Origin of the sequence: Bacteroides parvus (assembly GCF_017309675.2) — a bacterium.
In the GTDB taxonomy this organism is placed as follows: Bacteria; Bacteroidota; Bacteroidia; order Bacteroidales; family Bacteroidaceae; genus Bacteroides; species Bacteroides uniformis.
In genome coordinates, this window is record NZ_CP084680.1 from 3,992,452 (window position 1) to 4,007,531 (window position 15,080).

The following is a 15,080-nucleotide window of genomic DNA, read 5'->3' on the forward strand; positions in this document are numbered from 1 at the left end:
TATAATAGGAAAAAAAGCTATTTTTGCCCAACAATAATGAACCCCCACCCTATGAGAAACATACCATTAGAAGATACATCTTTATTATCCGCCATACAAAAAGGAGATAGAAGTGCTTTTGATGTGTTATTTCAAAAGTACTATTCAGTGCTCTGCACCTACTGCTATCGTTTTGTCCGGTTGGAAGATGCAGAAGAGATTGTTCAGGACGTCATGCTATGGCTTTGGGAAAACCGCGAAAGACCCATTATCGAATATTCGCTCAAGCAATATCTGTTCAAGGCTGTCTACCATCGTTGCATGACCCGGATTGCCCAAAATGAAGTGAAGCAACGGGCAGACACCGCTTACTATGAACGAATGTTCGCCATGCTGCAGGAGGTGGATATCTATCAAATCAACGAATTAAGCAAGCATATACAAAGGGCCATCAACGAACTGCCGCCTACTTATAGGGAAGCTTTCATCATGCATCGTTTCCAGAATCTGAGTTACAAGGAAGCTGCCGAACTACTCAACGTTTCCCCAAAAACGGTAGACTACCGCATTCAGCAGGCTTTGAAGATATTAAGGGTCAAGCTGAAAGATTATCTACCACTGATATTGATGCACCTGCTCACCTCGCATTAAGACCATACACAAGCAGAACGTCCCCTATACCGTGCCGGCTACACACCGGGACTTAGCCCTAAAGAGTATAGGACTGAGAGGTCAAAACATCCGAATGTTTTACCCCAATACATGGGGATGTTTTCACCCAAAACACCCGGATGTATTACCCAAAAACATCCGGGTGTATTACCCAAAAACATCCGGGTGTTTTAATGGAAAGGATGCGGATGTTATGACCTCTCAGTATACGGGTCAGACCGGTTCAGTCCTGATGGGAGAGGCACTAAGTCCCTATACATCCCGTATTCATTAATTATTCTAAAAAAGTTAGGGAAAACTCCGGGCCACCGGTCATATAAGCAAGAAGTAACCCTATTATTATCATAACCTCAAAATGCACGCAATGAGAAAACTGATTATCCTATTGTCGGCGCTGGTGTACGTCATCCATGCACAAGCGCAATTTTCAGTGACAGCCCATCAGGAAGGATGGGACAATATCCCTCCACAAGTACAAAAACCGGGATTTTCCTTTCAGCAATCCGTACTTGCCAATATGGACGGGGACGATACCCTTGAAGAAGTAATGCTTTTCGGACGTGACAACGGGCACTACCCCACTTTCGACCTTTTCAAGGCCTACTATGCAATCGTAGACAACTATACCAAAGAAATACAATACATTTCCGACGAGATTTATGTCACCGACAAGTACAATCTCCTTGTAGAAGACCGCAACAAGGACGGCATCTCCGAGCTCTACATATCCTACTTCAAAGACGGAAAGTTCAGCGTAGACGAACAAGGTTACAATCTGCGCACCACACGCTGCTACGACCGTATAGAATGGAACCCTACTGGCAAAAACTTTAAATCTTCCGGAAAATGAAAACAAGACTGACACTTATCCTGGTACTCCTTATTTATATAGGAGCTGCCTCGCACACACACGCACAGCAAAAGAAAGTAATCAAAACCATGATGATAGCCGGGCAGGACGGCAGCCATTACTGGCAAGGCGCCTGCGAAGCCATGAAGCAGATATTGGAAAACAGCGGAATGTTCAAAGTGGACTTTGCCTTTACACCCGACTTTGGTGGAGACATCGCCACCTTCAAACCCGATTTCCACCAATATGATTTAATCGTCATCAACTACGGCGGAGCTACATGGACAGAGCCCGTACGCAAGAATTTCGAGAAATACGTTGCCGATGGAGGCGGTGTGGTAGTGATACATTCTTCCGTCGTCCCGATGGCCGACTGGAAAGAATACAACGAGATAATAGGCATGGGAGCCTGGGACGGACGAAACGAAAAGGACGGTCCGTATCTGTACTGGAAAGACGGACAATACGTCTACGACTACTCTCCGGGGTATGCCGGCTACCACGGCTTGCAGCACGAAACCGTCATAGAACACCGCGCCCCCCATCATCCTATCCTGCAAGGATTGCCTCCTCAATGGAAACACTTCAAGGACGAGATATATACCCGCCTACGCGGTCCGGTAAGAAACATGGAAATATTGGCCACCGCCTACGAACGCGGACGGCATGAACCGTTGATGTGGACAGTAAGCTACGGGAAAGGGCGCATATTCGTCGACCTCCTGGGGCACTGCGGCAACGACCCGAACATGACTTACTCCATGCGCTGCACCGGTTTCCAGGTGACTTTACTCCGGGGATGCGAATGGGCTGCCACCGGTGCCGTCACCCAAGAAGTTCCCGCAGATTTCCCACTGAAGGATACTTATACATTACGTCCGGAGTTCAAGGCTCCTTTTCATGCTTACCCTGAAACCAAACACTGAATACCATGAAACACATCATCCGAACACTGCTGCTGGCATGCTGCTGCATGCAGGCACAAGCACAAGCTCCGTGGAAACCCGATACGGAACTGGAGAAACAATTACAGCAAAGCAATCATGTGCACCGCATAATGAAAGCCAATCTCGCACACGCCGGACTGACGCGGTGGGAAAAGAAAAAGGTATTGAAAAGCAGGGTACTCCCCCTGGCCGAAGATTTCGGCGCTCTGCGCCACACCGGACCCGGAACCATACATGTGGACCGTAAAGTCACTGTCTCAGGCAAAGGAAGTGTCCGTCTGGACACTCCTGCCTCCCTGGGCAAGAAGAATCCAACAAACCGGAATTACGCCACCCCGGAGATTATCCGTCCCCTCGACCGGGAAGACTTGCGGGAATACAACCGCTTTTCCGTTTGGGTATATGTGGATGCACCGGGCGTTTATCTGACCTTTGCCGGATTCACCCTATACAATGAAGGAGAGAAAATCATGCCGACTCCCGGACGCTTTGAAGGACAACACTTCGAGACTGTCTATCCCAACAAATGGCAGCACATCATATGGGAGATACCGGACCTATACCGTGACTGTGTCACCGGCTTTTCGGTAAACATCATGCTGGCAGGTGCTCCTGCAGGAGCCAGCGAACGCATGAGCCTATACATAGACGACATGCGCATCGAAAAGGTAGAAGCGGAAAACAGCCGGGGATTCGACCTGCGAAAAGACGCAATGGCCTACTGCCACAGCGGATACAAGCCGGGAGCACGCAAGCAGGCTTTGGTGCAGCACATGCCGGAAAGGGCTTTCAGCCTGCACGATGCCGCCACGGGACAAACCGTTTATCAAGGTACGGCCAGTCCTCTGAATCAGGACAAGAAGCTGGACAAAGGATTTCTTGTACTGGACTTCAGCAGTTTCAATACGCCCGGACAATACTTCCTCTCCATCGGTGATGTACAATCAAAGCCTTTCCCCATCGGAAATGATGCCTACCTGTCTACCGCCTGGCACACGCTGAACTTCTTCTTTTCCGAACGTTGCGGTTTCGACCAGCCCGGCATTCATCAGGAATGCCATCAGGATGTATTCGCCTATCATCCCGACGGACGGAGCATGAGCATTGCCGGAGGATGGCACGATGCAGCCGACCTGACTCAAGGAACGGGAAATACAGCCGAATCGTGCATCGCCCTCCTCGAAATGGCCGGTGCCGTACAAGGCAAAGACAGTATCTTCTACGAACGCCTGCTGGAAGAGGCACGCTGGGGAGTGAACTGGATTCTGCGTACCCGCTTCGGTGACGGCTACCGACTGGGTGGACTGATTATCGGCATTTGGACAAAGAATATCCGTGGTGACAAAGACGACATGCAGACAGAAGCACGAAATACGCCTACGGACAATCTGAAAGCCGCTTCCAGTTGCGCACTCGCCGCCCCTCATTTTGAAAAGAAAGACCCAGTGTTTGCACGGTGGTGCCGGAACAGTGCCATTGAGGACTTCCAATTCGCCATCGACCTGCTGGATACGCAAAGGACGGAACAGAACGAAACCGAACTTTATGCCCTTGCCACCGTCACAGCCATGCGTTTGTACCGCCTTACACAAGATGTTTACTATCTGGACTGGGCAACCCGGCTGGCACGTACCGTCATGGCGGGCCAACAGTTGGAAAAGCGTACCGACTGGAAAATCCCCCTGCGAGTTTTTTTCTATGAATCTTCCCGGAAAAAACGTATCCTGGCCTATTATCACCAAAGCCAAGAGCACTTGATGGCCGAAGGACTCTCGATGCTACTGACAGATGCCCCTACCCATCCGGACGTCCCGTTGTGGAAGGCATCCTGTGAAGCCTATGCAGACTATCTACGCGGGATTTCACAACTGATTGAGCCGTACGGCATACTGCCAAGCGCCGTATACGAGGTGGATAATACCGATTATAAGAATCTGTACCACGAAGGAGAGCAGGTAGGGCTTCCCAGCCTGGAAGAATACAATGCACAAGTGCGCAACGGCATCCCTCTCTCGAAGGATTTCTATCTGCGCCGTTTCCCCGTCGCCTATCAGTTCAGGGGATTCCACGCTGTTGTCATGGGCAAAGCCAAAGCTGCCTTTATTCTTGCACGCCTATTCAACGACAAAGCGTTAAGGGATATTGCAACCCGCCAGGTAGAATACATATTAGGCTACAACCCGTTTGCCATGAGTACCGTTTATGGAGACGGATATGACTATCCGCCGCTTTACGGGGCATACGCCGGAAATGTTGTGGGAGCCGTGCCCGTAGGAATCGAAACATTCGAAAATGACGATGAGCCTTACTTCCCGATGCAAAACAATTGTACCTACAAGGAAATCTGGACACACACTACCGCACGCCTGATGTGGTGCGTAGCAGAACTGTTCAAATAAACAGTTCATTATACCGCTAAAAAAAGCTCCGGAGTTGAAGGTTCCGGAGCTTTTTCTCTGTTTTATGTGATGGACAGTTATGCCTTTTTCAATGCTGCAATACTTTCCTTGAGAGATTTGATGATACTTTCAGCATCTGCCTGCTTCTTGCGTTCCATCTCAAGAACGGCGGCAGGAGCATTATTCACAAACTTCTCGTTACCCAGTTTCTTCAGCACACCCTGCAAGAATCCTTCCTTATGCTTCAGTTCGGCCTCCATACGGGCTATCTCGGCTTCCACGTCAATCATATTACCCAAAGGTACGGCATATTCCGTAGTACCTACCATGAAGGAAGCAGCACCGTCGGCCTTGTTCTCCACTATATTGATGGAGGAAAGGTTACACATCTTCGTGATAACCGCATTGAATGCCGCAACCGGATTCTCGCCGATAACCTGCAACTCAAGCGCTTCCTTCTGCGCGATGTTCTTCTGCAAACGGATGGAACGGATATTACTGATAACCTCTTTCACCGTTTCAAACTCCCGGATGATATCCTCATCTACCAATGCCGACATTGACAACGGGCTTACCATCAAGCTCTCACCGTCTGTACGGTCGCAAAGATGCTGCCACAACTCCTCTGTAATAAATGGCATGAACGGATGGAGCAGATGCAACAAGTTATCAAAGAAACCGATAGTTGCTTCATACACTTTCCGGTTGATGGGCTGGCCGTATGCCGGTTTAATCATTTCCAGATACCAGGAAGAGAATTCGTCCCAGAACAGTTTGTAAACAGCCATCAGCGCTTCACTCAAACGGTACTTGCTGAACAAATCAGCCACTTCGGCAGCTACTTCATTCTGCTTGGCCTCAAACCAGCGTATTGCCAGTTCTGAAGCTTCCGGTACCGGAACTTCCGCATTGACTTCCCAACCTTTAATCAGACGGAAAGCGTTCCATATCTTATTATTGAAGTTACGTCCTTGCTCACACAATGCATCGTCAAAGAGGATGTCGTTTCCGGCAGGAGCTGAAAGCATCATGCCCATACGTACACCATCGGCACCGTATTTCTCAATCAAATCCAGCGGGTCGGGAGAATTACCCAACGACTTGGACATCTTACGTCCCAGCTTGTCACGGACAATACCCGTAAAGTAAACGTTCTTGAACGGCATCTTGCCTTCGTACTCATAGCCTGCCATAATCATACGGGCTACCCAGAAGAAGATAATGTCCGGACCGGTCACCAAGTCGCTGGTAGGATAATAGTAGTTTATCTCCTCGTTACCCGGATTGTTGATACCGTCAAACAAAGAGATGGGCCACAACCAGGAGGAGAACCAAGTATCCAGGCAGTCCTCATCCTGACGAAGGTCTTCCAGTTTAAGGTCTGCATTACCCGTTTTCTCTTTTGCCAATGCCAAGGCTTCTTCGGGAGTGGCAGCCACTACATAACCACCTTCCGGCAAAAAATAAGCAGGAATGCGATGCCCCCACCACAACTGGCGGCTGATACACCAGTCCTTGATATTTTCCAACCAGTTCTTGTACGTATTCTTATATTTGGCAGGATAGAACTTCAACTCATCATTCATCACCGGCGGCAAAGCCATGTCGGCAAAGTGCTGCATCTTCAAGAACCACTGCATGGAAAGCTTCGGTTCGATGGGCACATTGGTACGTTCGGAGAAACCTACCTTGTTGGTATAGGCTTCCACTTTTTCCAGCAATCCGGCAGCAGCCAGGTCCTTCTCAATCTGCTCGCGCACATCGAAACGGTCCATGCCGATATACAAGCCGGCAGCTTCACTAAGCGTTCCGTTATCATTGAAGATGTCGATGCTCGGCAGGTTATACTTTTCACCCAGCATGTAGTCGTTCACATCGTGGGCAGGAGTTACCTTCAGACAACCGGTACCGAACTCTATATCTACGTAATCGTCCTCGATAACCGGAATAACACGTCCTACCAACGGAACGATCACCTTCTTACCCTTCAACCAAGTATTCTTGGGGTCATTCGGATTGATACACATGGCAGTATCTCCCATGATGGTTTCGGGACGGGTGGTAGCAACCACTGCATAACGTCCTTCGGGGTCACCTTCTACCATGTACTTCAGATAGTACAGCTTGCTGTGTTCTTCCTTGTAGATAACTTCCTCGTCACTAAGAGCGGTCAGCGCCTTCGGGTCCCAGTTCACCATACGGACACCACGGTAAATCAAACCTTTGTTATACAAGTCGACAAAAACCTTGAGCACGCTTTCACTACGTTTCTCATCCATTGTGAAAGCTGTACGGTCCCAATCGCAGGAAGCACCCAGCTTGCGAAGCTGCTTCAAGATGATGCCACCATGTTCATCCGTCCATTCCCAAGCGTGTTTCAAGAATTCGTCGCGGGTAAGGTCCGTCTTCTTGATGCCTTGTGCGGCAAGCTTGTTCACCACCTTGGCCTCGGTAGCAATGGAAGCATGGTCGGTTCCCGGCACCCAGCAGGCATTCTTGCCTTCCATGCGGGCACGACGTACCAGAATATCTTGTATGGTATTATTAAGCATGTGTCCCATGTGCAACACACCAGTGACGTTGGGGGGCGGGATGACGACGGTGTAAGGCTCACGACCATCGGGTTTCGAACTGAATAATTTGTGGTCCAACCAATACTGGTACCACTTTCCCTCCACGTCAGCGGGATTGTACTTACTTGCTAATTCCATGTTTTTAAATCTCTATAATTAATTTATTGCGAATAACGGGGACAAAATTAATGAATTAAAATTTAAATATATATTTTTGTCCCTACAAAACAGTATATAAAATGAGGGGGAAGCTAAAAATCCGGTATGTCATATTAATCGTGTTACTGTCTATCACATGGGCAACACAGCTCATACCAAGTTTGGGAGAAGTATATGCGCAGTCTGTATATCCGGTAATCTCCCATATTCTGTCCTCCTTTTCAAAACTCATACCTTTTGCCATAGGCGACTTGTTTATTTTCCTCAGCATCATCGGACTCCTTTTCAATCCCATCAGGGCACGCTATATTCAGAAAAAGAAGTGGAAACAGATTCTGCTGAACGAGATGGAATACTTGCTGTGGATATACGTATGGTTCTATCTGGCATGGGGACTGAACTACTCACAGAAAGATTTCTACGGCAGGACAAACATACCTTATACTGCCTATACTCCCGAAATCTTCCGGACATTTGTATACAACTATATCGACAAACTGAACACTTCTTATACGGACATTACTTCTATTGACGAACCATTGGTCTGCCGGGAAAGCGTATACGGATACAACCAAATCAGTGATACGCTGGGGGTACACCGCCCTCCTCACTCTTCTCCACGTGTAAAAACCATGCTTTTCACCCCGTTCATTTCCATGGTCGGTGTTACGGGAAGCATGGGACCCTTCTTCTGCGAATTTACACTGAACGGTGATTTGCTCCCGTCGCAATATCCCGCTACTTATGCCCACGAGCTGGCCCACCTGCTGGGTATCACCAGCGAGGCTGAAGCAAACTTTTACGCTTATCAGGTCTGTACCCGTTCGCAAGTGAAAGAGATTCGTTTCAGCGGGTATTTCTCCGTACTCTCACATGTGCTGGGTAGCGCCCGCCAACTGATGAGCGAAGAAGAATACGCAGAGCTTTTCAGCCGGATACGTCCTGAAATCATAGAACTGGCCCAAAAGAACCAGCAATACTGGATGGAAAAATACAGTCCGCTCATCGGGGACATTCAAAACTGGATTTATGACTTGTACCTGAAAGGAAACAAGATTCAAAGCGGACGCAAGAACTATTCGGAAGTAATAGGCTTGCTTATCTCATACGAAGAATGGAAAAACTAAATTTCAAAACCATGCATACAAGAAAAGAACAGATGGAAGCCTTCGGCCGCTTCCTCGACATACTCGACGAACTGCGCGAGAAATGTCCCTGGGACCGCAAGCAGACCAATGAAAGTCTGCGCCCCAATACTATCGAAGAGACTTATGAACTTTGTGACGCCTTGATGCGCGATGATAAGAATGACATCTGCAAAGAGTTGGGCGATGTGCTGCTGCATGTAGCTTTCTACGCAAAAATAGGCTCCGAAACCGGTGATTTCGATATGAAAGACGTATGCGACCGTCTTTGTGAGAAACTTATCTTCCGCCATCCCCATGTCTTCGGTGATGTAAAGGCCGAAACCGCAGGTCAGGTTTCTGAAAACTGGGAACAGTTGAAGTTAAAGGAAAAAGATGGAAACAAGACAGTATTGAGCGGTGTACCCGCCGCCCTACCCTCACTCATTAAGGCCTATCGTATCCAGGACAAGGCCCGCAATGTAGGATTTGACTGGGAGGAACGCGAGCAAGTGTGGGATAAGGTAAAAGAAGAAATCCAGGAATTCCAGGCTGAAGTCGCCCATATGGATAAGGAGAAAGCTGAAGCCGAATTCGGCGATGTCATGTTCAGCCTCATCAATGCTGCCCGCCTCTACAAAATCAATCCGGACAATGCACTGGAACGCACCAACCAGAAGTTCATCAACCGATTCAACTATGTAGAAGCACACAGCATCAAGGAGGGTAAAAATCTCCATGACATGACACTGGAAGAAATGGATAAGCTATGGAATGAAGCGAAAGCACTGGAAAAAGAAAGCAAACAAGATGATTCTTCTAAAGGTCAGGTTTAACTGGCTAAAGTAGAGGTTTAGGGAACTAAAGTAGAGGTTTAGCAAGGCTAAAACGAGGTATCTCTCATTAACAAAAGAAGGTTGCTCACACCATCGTGGCAACCTTCCTTATTTGTAATTCATTCACTACTCATTTTTTCCCTTGCGGTCTTCGCTGGGGGCCATCTCCCTTTTTATGCATGCCTTTCAGCAGTTCACGATGGAAACGCATTTCAGCTCTTTGCACCAGATAAATCTTTTTACAAGACAATATCTTCTTGAATTTATCAAAGTAGGTCTTGTCCAACCGGTCAGAAGCAATACGGGCATCATACACACCTTCCATAATTTCCTCATACTGGGCTTCGGTTGTTTTTTCATCTTTCCCTTGCCGGAGCAATTTCCAAGCCTCGTCATTCAACTGCTTTTTCCGGTCTTGCAATTCAAAATACAATGGGAAGAACTTAGCTGCTTCCTCACTCGTCAGCCCGGCTTTCTCCGTTATAAACGCTTTTTGTTTGGCACGAAACTCTTCGGGTGACAGATGCTGATCACATCCATCACTAGCCCAAAGCAGGGGCATCATGCCACATATCATAACCAATAAAACAATCAGTCTTTTCATTTTTAAATAGTTGAGTGTTGTTACCTTATTCTGCATCAGAGTCTGCCAAATAAACATACAATGAATAATCATCCAGCATGGAATTCTCTACGGCCATATTAATATATTCCATTTCTGTTTCCGTATCATCAGCAGCCATACGCTCTACAGATGGAGTATACTCCGAAGAAGCCACGCGGATAATCAATGCCGCACCTATAAACATGGCGGTCATATACAACCAAGGCTTTACCTTCTGCCACATTGTAGGCTCTGTCTGTACAGCAGTGAGTTTTTCTTTTTCGGGAAGCCGGTTCATTACCTCTGAAGTAAGATTCTCAAAGTAGCCGTCAGGAACGCGGAAAGGATTTTCCGTCCCTATCTTTTTCAGTATTTTATCTTCTTCTTTCATAAGCTTTCTCCTTTCTGTTTAATTAGACATTGTTTTGTGGCAAAGGTTTAATATTCCTCACCCAAAAACTTTTCTATTTTCTTCACGGCATGGTGATAAGAAGCCTTCAAGGCACCTACGGAAGTACCGAATATATCAGACATCTCTTCGTATTTCATTTCCTGGTAATACTTCAAATTAAACACCATACGTTGTTTTTCCGGCAAGGCAAGCAAGGCTTTTTGCAAAGCCATCTCTGCTTTATCACCGGAGAAGTAAGGATCACTTTCAAGCTTTTGAAGTGCATCTGCCTCGGGATCATCCAAAGATACTGTGGAAGCAGCCCGTTGTTTGTTCAGAAAAGTGAGGCATTCATTCAAGGCTATGCGATAGAGCCAGGTAGAGAGTTTAGCCTCTGCCCGAAAATAATCTATATTGGTCCATGCCTTAATGAAAGTATTCTGAAGTAAATCATTGGCATCTTCATGAGAGAGGACCATACGACGAATCTGCCAATACAGCTGCTCGCTATATTGGGCAACAATCATCTCAAATCCCCGCTTTTGTGTGCTTTCTTCTTGCAGAAGGGCCAACACTTCGCGTTCATTATAGGAAGGGGTCATAAATTTCTATTCGCATTTGTTATTTTAGACTGCCAAAGATAATGCAAACCGAAAGCAGAACAAAATGAACGAGTTCATTTTTTATGTCGAGGTGCAGTTATCTTCGCACTTGTGCAAAGATACGAAAAGTTTAATTCATACCGATACACAAAGTGTTTCTTTGGCAAGCTGAGTATCCGGAAAAATAGCGGATGCTTCTTGAAGTAAGATATTTTCATCTTCATATCGTGCCGAAAAATGTCCTATCAACAACTTCTTCACCTCAGCCCTCCTGGCTATTTCAGCCGCTTGTGCAGCAGTTGTATGAAATGTTTCTTTAGCACGCGGTGCATCCTCATTCGCAAATGTCGCTTCATGAAAAAGCAAGTCAACTCCTTTTATCTGCTCTACGATAGAAGGAAGATAGATGGTATCCGAGCAATAGGCATAACTGCGGGACGGAGCAGAAGGGCGGGTCAACAAGTTGTTGGAAACAGTTTTTCCCTCCGGTGTCACGTAATCGGCCCCATTCTTTATACGATTCAATTCGTATACCGGCACTTGGTAGAAATCGACCATTTCACGGATAATATGGTTAGGACGCTGCTTTTCTGCAAACAAAAAGCCACAACACGGCATACGATGACGCAAAGGAATGGTAGTAACCGTCAACGAACGGTCTTCATAAATCAGCATCGGTTCTTTCGTATCAAACTCATGGAAAAGGACCTTGTACGTCATCTGTCTATTAAAAAAGTCCAGCATAGGTGTCAGCAATGTTTCCAGCCCTTTTGGAGAATGGATATGCAACTCGGCTGTACGTCCTAAAAGGTTTAGTGTAGAAATCAGTCCCAATAAGCCAAAACAATGGTCTCCATGCAAGTGAGAGATAAAGATATGATTCAAACGTGAAAACTTCAGATGTGATTTACGGAACTGCAACTGTGCCCCTTCCCCACAATCAATCATAAACAGCTTGTCGCGCACGTTCACAATTTGAGACGTAGGGAAATGACGTGTTGTGGGTAAAGCGGAACCACAACCAAGAATATGTAACTCAAACTTTTCCATTCCAAACCTTCCGAACTGATTTCTACTCCTTGATTTATAGAAGAGCCTTTATCTCTGAAATTCCAAAGGATATTTCAAAAGTTTCTCTAGATTTATTCCCTTTATACAGATAGCCCACCCCTTTATCACACTTCACACATACTTCCAAGAACATGCGCAAGGCTGGATCGGAGGAATTCAAAGAGTTCTTCACATTTGCCTTCATCTGTTCTGCATTTTCCTTCAAAGCAGACATCTGTACTACAGATTCGTCAATCGTATAATGATACAGCACCTTATCCGACTCGATTGTCAGTTTATTGAGCAAAGTGGCTTCATCCACCTGCATCGGGCATGATACGTTGGTCATCTTCACTTGCTCTTCCAATTTCTTCTTATCACTGCTTTCAGCAGCTGAACCGCCATTCAATATATCTTTCAAGTCTTGAGTAGTCAGATAACACTCCACTTCGTTACCGGATGTCTTTCCTTTATAGATGAACTTCATACCGGAATCAGTACCGACAACCAAATCCAGCATCTCTTTAATAGCCCCTTGTGGATTACCCAACATAACAGTCACAGCAGACTTCATTGCATCGGGATTCTTTTTCAAAGCATCTATATCGAGGAAACTTTCATTCATAAGCAGCACATATACCACATCCGCCCCATCAAAAGTAATGCTGGATATTTCGCCGGAAGCTCCCATATCCATGGGACATTGTTTGTTGGCAGCCGCGATAGCCAGCTTGAGTTTAGACTTCTGGCCGCATGCGGTTAGTAACATCAGTGACAGGCAAGTGAACAACACCGTCTTCCCTACATTTTTGAACATGTTTTTCATAATAAATGAAAATAAATTATTGAATATTTCTATGATTACAAGAGCAACCACCCTGCAAAGATAAACATTTATGGAAAAACCATCCTTAATTCCATAAAATTCTATTGACAAATCATAAAAAAGAAGGGCACTTGTTTACGCAAGTACCCTTCCTTCATTTATAGAATGGAGTAATTATTTCTTTCCAGCTTCCATCTGTTCCTTCAAGGCAGCCAAAGCATCGATGTCACCCAGAGTAGTAGATGCAGCCTGGTTTTGGATAGCAGGAGCAACGTCTTCTCTCTTACCGGTTGACTTCTTAGTAGCAGCCTTCTTTTCAGCTCTTTCTTCTGCCTTTGCAGCATCTTCAAAGATACGGCTGTGAGAAAGGATAATACGCTTAGCATCCTTATTGAACTCAATTACCTTGAATTCAAGCTTCTCGTCCAACTGAGCTTGTGAGCCGTCTTCCTTAACGAGGTGCTTCGGAGTAGCGAAACCTTCTACACCATAAGGCAGAGCAACTACAGCACCCTTATCCAGCATTTCGATAATAGTACCTTCGTGTACAGAACCTACTGTAAATACAGTTTCAAATACATCCCAAGGATTTTCTTCGAGTTGCTTGTGGCCAAGGCTCAAGCGACGGTTTTCCTTGTCGATTTCCAGAACTTGTACGTCGATGTCTGCACCAATCTGAGTGAATTCAGACGGATGTTTAACCTTCTTCGTCCAAGACAGGTCAGAGATGTGAATCAAGCCGTCAACACCTTCTTCGATTTCAACGAATACACCGAAGTTAGTGAAGTTACGAACTTTTGCAGTGTGCTTGCTGCCGATAGGATACTTCTCTTCGATAGTTTCCCAAGGATCAGACTTCAGCTGTTTGATACCCAAAGACATCTTACGCTCTTCACGGTCCAAAGTCAGGACTACTGCCTCAACTTCGTCACCTACCTTCATGAAGTCCTGTGCAGAACGCAAGTGCTGTGACCAAGACATTTCAGATACGTGAATCAGACCTTCAACACCCGGAGCGATTTCGATGAATGCACCGTAGTCAGCCATAACTACAACTTTACCCTTCACGTGGTCGCCAACTTTCAGGTTAGCATCCAATGCATCCCAAGGATGTGGAGTGAGTTGCTTCAAGCCGAGAGCGATACGCTTCTTCTCATCATCAAAGTCAAGGATAACAACGTTGAGTTTCTGGTCGAGTTCAACCACTTCTTTCGGATCGCTGACACGGCCCCAAGAAAGGTCTGTGATGTGAATCAAACCGTCTACGCCACCCAGGTCGATAAATACACCATAGGAAGTGATATTCTTAACGGTACCTTCGAGAACTTGTCCTTTTTCGAGTTTACCGATGATTTCCTTCTTCTGTTGTTCCAGTTCGGCTTCGATAAGAGCCTTGTGGGAAACAACCACATTCTTGAATTCCTGGTTGATCTTAACAACCTTGAATTCCATTGTTTTGCCAACGAATACATCGTAGTCGCGGATAGGCTTCACGTCGATTTGAGAACCCGGCAAGAAAGCTTCGATGCCGAATACGTCTACAATCATACCACCCTTTGTGCGGCACTTGATGTAACCCTTGATAATTTCTTCGTTTTCCAAAGCTGCGTTTACGCGATCCCAAGAACGGGTAGCACGAGCTTTACGGTGAGACAGAACGAGCTGTCCTTTCTTGTCTTCCTGATTTTCGATGTATACCTCAACAGTATCACCAACCTTCAGTTCAGGATTGTAACGGAATTCACTCATCGGAATGATACCGTCTGATTTGTAACCGATGTTCACAACTACTTCACGCTTGTTCATTGCGATTACGGTTCCATCAACTACCTCGCGGTCGTTAACCTTGTTCAACGTATTGTCATACGCCTTTTCCAGTTCTTCGTGGCTTGCACTGGCTACTGATTCGCCGTTCTCATAAGCATCCCAGTTGAAGTCTTCAATAGGAGCTACATTCTTTAAATTTTCCATTAATAAATAAATTGTTTAACTCGTTAATTAAGTGAGACTTTATGTTGACTCATTGTAAATCGGGCGCAAAGATAGAAGTATTTTCTTGAACTACAAA

13 protein-coding genes are annotated in these 15,080 nt (G+C 46.2%); 6 read left to right on the top strand and 7 right to left on the bottom strand.

Going from position 1 to position 15,080, the window contains the following annotated elements; genetic code table 11:
* Positions 1–51 precede the first annotated feature (51 nt).
* The 4 genes from JXR92_RS16455 (at position 52) to JXR92_RS16470 (ending at position 4,847) form a co-directional block, all read left to right on the top strand.
* Positions 52–630 (top strand): RNA polymerase sigma-70 factor, encoded by a 579-nt coding sequence (locus JXR92_RS16455; protein WP_008665234.1) that lies wholly within the window; start codon positions 52–54, stop codon positions 628–630.
* A 376-nt stretch (positions 631–1,006) separates the two neighbouring features.
* Entirely contained in the window at positions 1,007–1,501 is a 495-nt protein-coding gene (locus JXR92_RS16460; RefSeq protein WP_117991170.1) for a hypothetical protein, read from the top strand.
* Positions 1,498–2,427 (top strand): ThuA domain-containing protein, encoded by a 930-nt coding sequence (locus JXR92_RS16465; RefSeq protein ID WP_009038079.1) that lies wholly within the window; start codon positions 1,498–1,500, stop codon positions 2,425–2,427. Before JXR92_RS16460 ends, JXR92_RS16465 begins: the two co-directional genes overlap by 4 nt.
* A gap of 5 nt (positions 2,428–2,432) precedes the next feature.
* The gene (locus tag JXR92_RS16470) at positions 2,433–4,847 is read left to right on the top strand and encodes a glycoside hydrolase family 9 protein (RefSeq protein ID WP_138345294.1); all 2,415 of its coding nucleotides are present in this window, start codon (positions 2,433–2,435) and stop codon (positions 4,845–4,847) included.
* 77 nt (positions 4,848–4,924) lie between these two features.
* On the opposite strand, the gene JXR92_RS16475 is transcribed toward JXR92_RS16470, so the two are convergent.
* Positions 4,925–7,558 (bottom strand): valine--tRNA ligase, encoded by a 2,634-nt coding sequence (locus JXR92_RS16475; protein ID WP_138345292.1) that lies wholly within the window; start codon positions 7,556–7,558, stop codon positions 4,925–4,927.
* A gap of 101 nt (positions 7,559–7,659) precedes the next feature.
* On the opposite strand from JXR92_RS16475, the gene JXR92_RS16480 reads away from it, so the two are divergent.
* Together JXR92_RS16480 and mazG are read left to right on the top strand one after the other, a co-directional pair.
* On the top strand, positions 7,660–8,706 hold the full coding sequence (locus JXR92_RS16480; RefSeq protein WP_117964181.1) for a DUF3810 domain-containing protein: 1,047 nt from the start codon (positions 7,660–7,662) through the stop codon (positions 8,704–8,706).
* An 11-nt stretch (positions 8,707–8,717) separates the two neighbouring features.
* A complete protein-coding gene (gene mazG / locus JXR92_RS16485) occupies positions 8,718–9,539 on the top strand; it encodes a nucleoside triphosphate pyrophosphohydrolase (protein ID WP_117964180.1) in 822 nt (273 codons plus the stop codon).
* A 130-nt stretch (positions 9,540–9,669) separates the two neighbouring features.
* Here mazG and JXR92_RS16490 read toward each other — a convergent pair whose 3' ends face one another.
* The 6 genes from JXR92_RS16490 to rpsA form a co-directional block, all read right to left on the bottom strand.
* Complete coding sequence (locus JXR92_RS16490; protein WP_009038074.1) at positions 9,670–10,143, bottom strand: hypothetical protein; 474 nt, start codon at positions 10,141–10,143, stop codon at positions 9,670–9,672.
* Between the two features lie 25 nt (positions 10,144–10,168).
* Positions 10,169–10,534 (bottom strand): hypothetical protein, encoded by a 366-nt coding sequence (locus JXR92_RS16495; RefSeq protein WP_117964179.1) that lies wholly within the window; start codon positions 10,532–10,534, stop codon positions 10,169–10,171.
* Positions 10,535–10,581: 47 nt separating this feature from the next.
* Complete coding sequence (locus tag JXR92_RS16500) at positions 10,582–11,136, bottom strand: RNA polymerase sigma factor (RefSeq protein ID WP_117964178.1); 555 nt, start codon at positions 11,134–11,136, stop codon at positions 10,582–10,584.
* Positions 11,137–11,271: 135 nt separating this feature from the next.
* Positions 11,272–12,186: a ribonuclease Z gene (locus JXR92_RS16505; RefSeq protein ID WP_117964177.1), complete on the bottom strand. Its 915-nt coding sequence runs from the start codon at positions 12,184–12,186 to the stop codon at positions 11,272–11,274.
* Positions 12,187–12,220: 34 nt separating this feature from the next.
* A complete protein-coding gene (locus tag JXR92_RS16510; RefSeq protein ID WP_117964176.1) occupies positions 12,221–13,012 on the bottom strand; it encodes a hypothetical protein in 792 nt (263 codons plus the stop codon).
* Positions 13,013–13,186: 174 nt separating this feature from the next.
* On the bottom strand, positions 13,187–14,983 hold the full coding sequence (gene rpsA / locus JXR92_RS16515; RefSeq protein ID WP_005831997.1) for a 30S ribosomal protein S1: 1,797 nt from the start codon (positions 14,981–14,983) through the stop codon (positions 13,187–13,189).
* Positions 14,984–15,080 lie beyond the last annotated feature (97 nt).

What these genes read in the sequence shown, in the direction of transcription:
- JXR92_RS16455 (WP_008665234.1), top strand. Translation starts at nt 52, where the DNA reads ATGAGAAACATACCATTAGAAGATACATCTTTATTATCCGCCATACAA.
- JXR92_RS16460 (WP_117991170.1), top strand. Translation starts at nt 1,007, where the DNA reads ATGCACGCAATGAGAAAACTGATTATCCTATTGTCGGCGCTGGTGTAC.
- JXR92_RS16465 (WP_009038079.1), top strand. Translation starts at nt 1,498, where the DNA reads ATGAAAACAAGACTGACACTTATCCTGGTACTCCTTATTTATATAGGA.
- JXR92_RS16470 (WP_138345294.1), top strand. Translation starts at nt 2,433, where the DNA reads ATGAAACACATCATCCGAACACTGCTGCTGGCATGCTGCTGCATGCAG.
- JXR92_RS16475 (WP_138345292.1), bottom strand. Translation starts at nt 7,558, where the DNA reads ATGGAATTAGCAAGTAAGTACAATCCCGCTGACGTGGAGGGAAAGTGG.
- JXR92_RS16480 (WP_117964181.1), top strand. Translation starts at nt 7,660, where the DNA reads ATGAGGGGGAAGCTAAAAATCCGGTATGTCATATTAATCGTGTTACTG.
- mazG (WP_117964180.1), top strand. Translation starts at nt 8,718, where the DNA reads ATGCATACAAGAAAAGAACAGATGGAAGCCTTCGGCCGCTTCCTCGAC.
- JXR92_RS16490 (WP_009038074.1), bottom strand. Translation starts at nt 10,143, where the DNA reads ATGAAAAGACTGATTGTTTTATTGGTTATGATATGTGGCATGATGCCC.
- JXR92_RS16495 (WP_117964179.1), bottom strand. Translation starts at nt 10,534, where the DNA reads ATGAAAGAAGAAGATAAAATACTGAAAAAGATAGGGACGGAAAATCCT.
- JXR92_RS16500 (WP_117964178.1), bottom strand. Translation starts at nt 11,136, where the DNA reads ATGACCCCTTCCTATAATGAACGCGAAGTGTTGGCCCTTCTGCAAGAA.
- JXR92_RS16505 (WP_117964177.1), bottom strand. Translation starts at nt 12,186, where the DNA reads ATGGAAAAGTTTGAGTTACATATTCTTGGTTGTGGTTCCGCTTTACCC.
- JXR92_RS16510 (WP_117964176.1), bottom strand. Translation starts at nt 13,012, where the DNA reads ATGAAAAACATGTTCAAAAATGTAGGGAAGACGGTGTTGTTCACTTGC.
- rpsA (WP_005831997.1), bottom strand. Translation starts at nt 14,983, where the DNA reads ATGGAAAATTTAAAGAATGTAGCTCCTATTGAAGACTTCAACTGGGAT.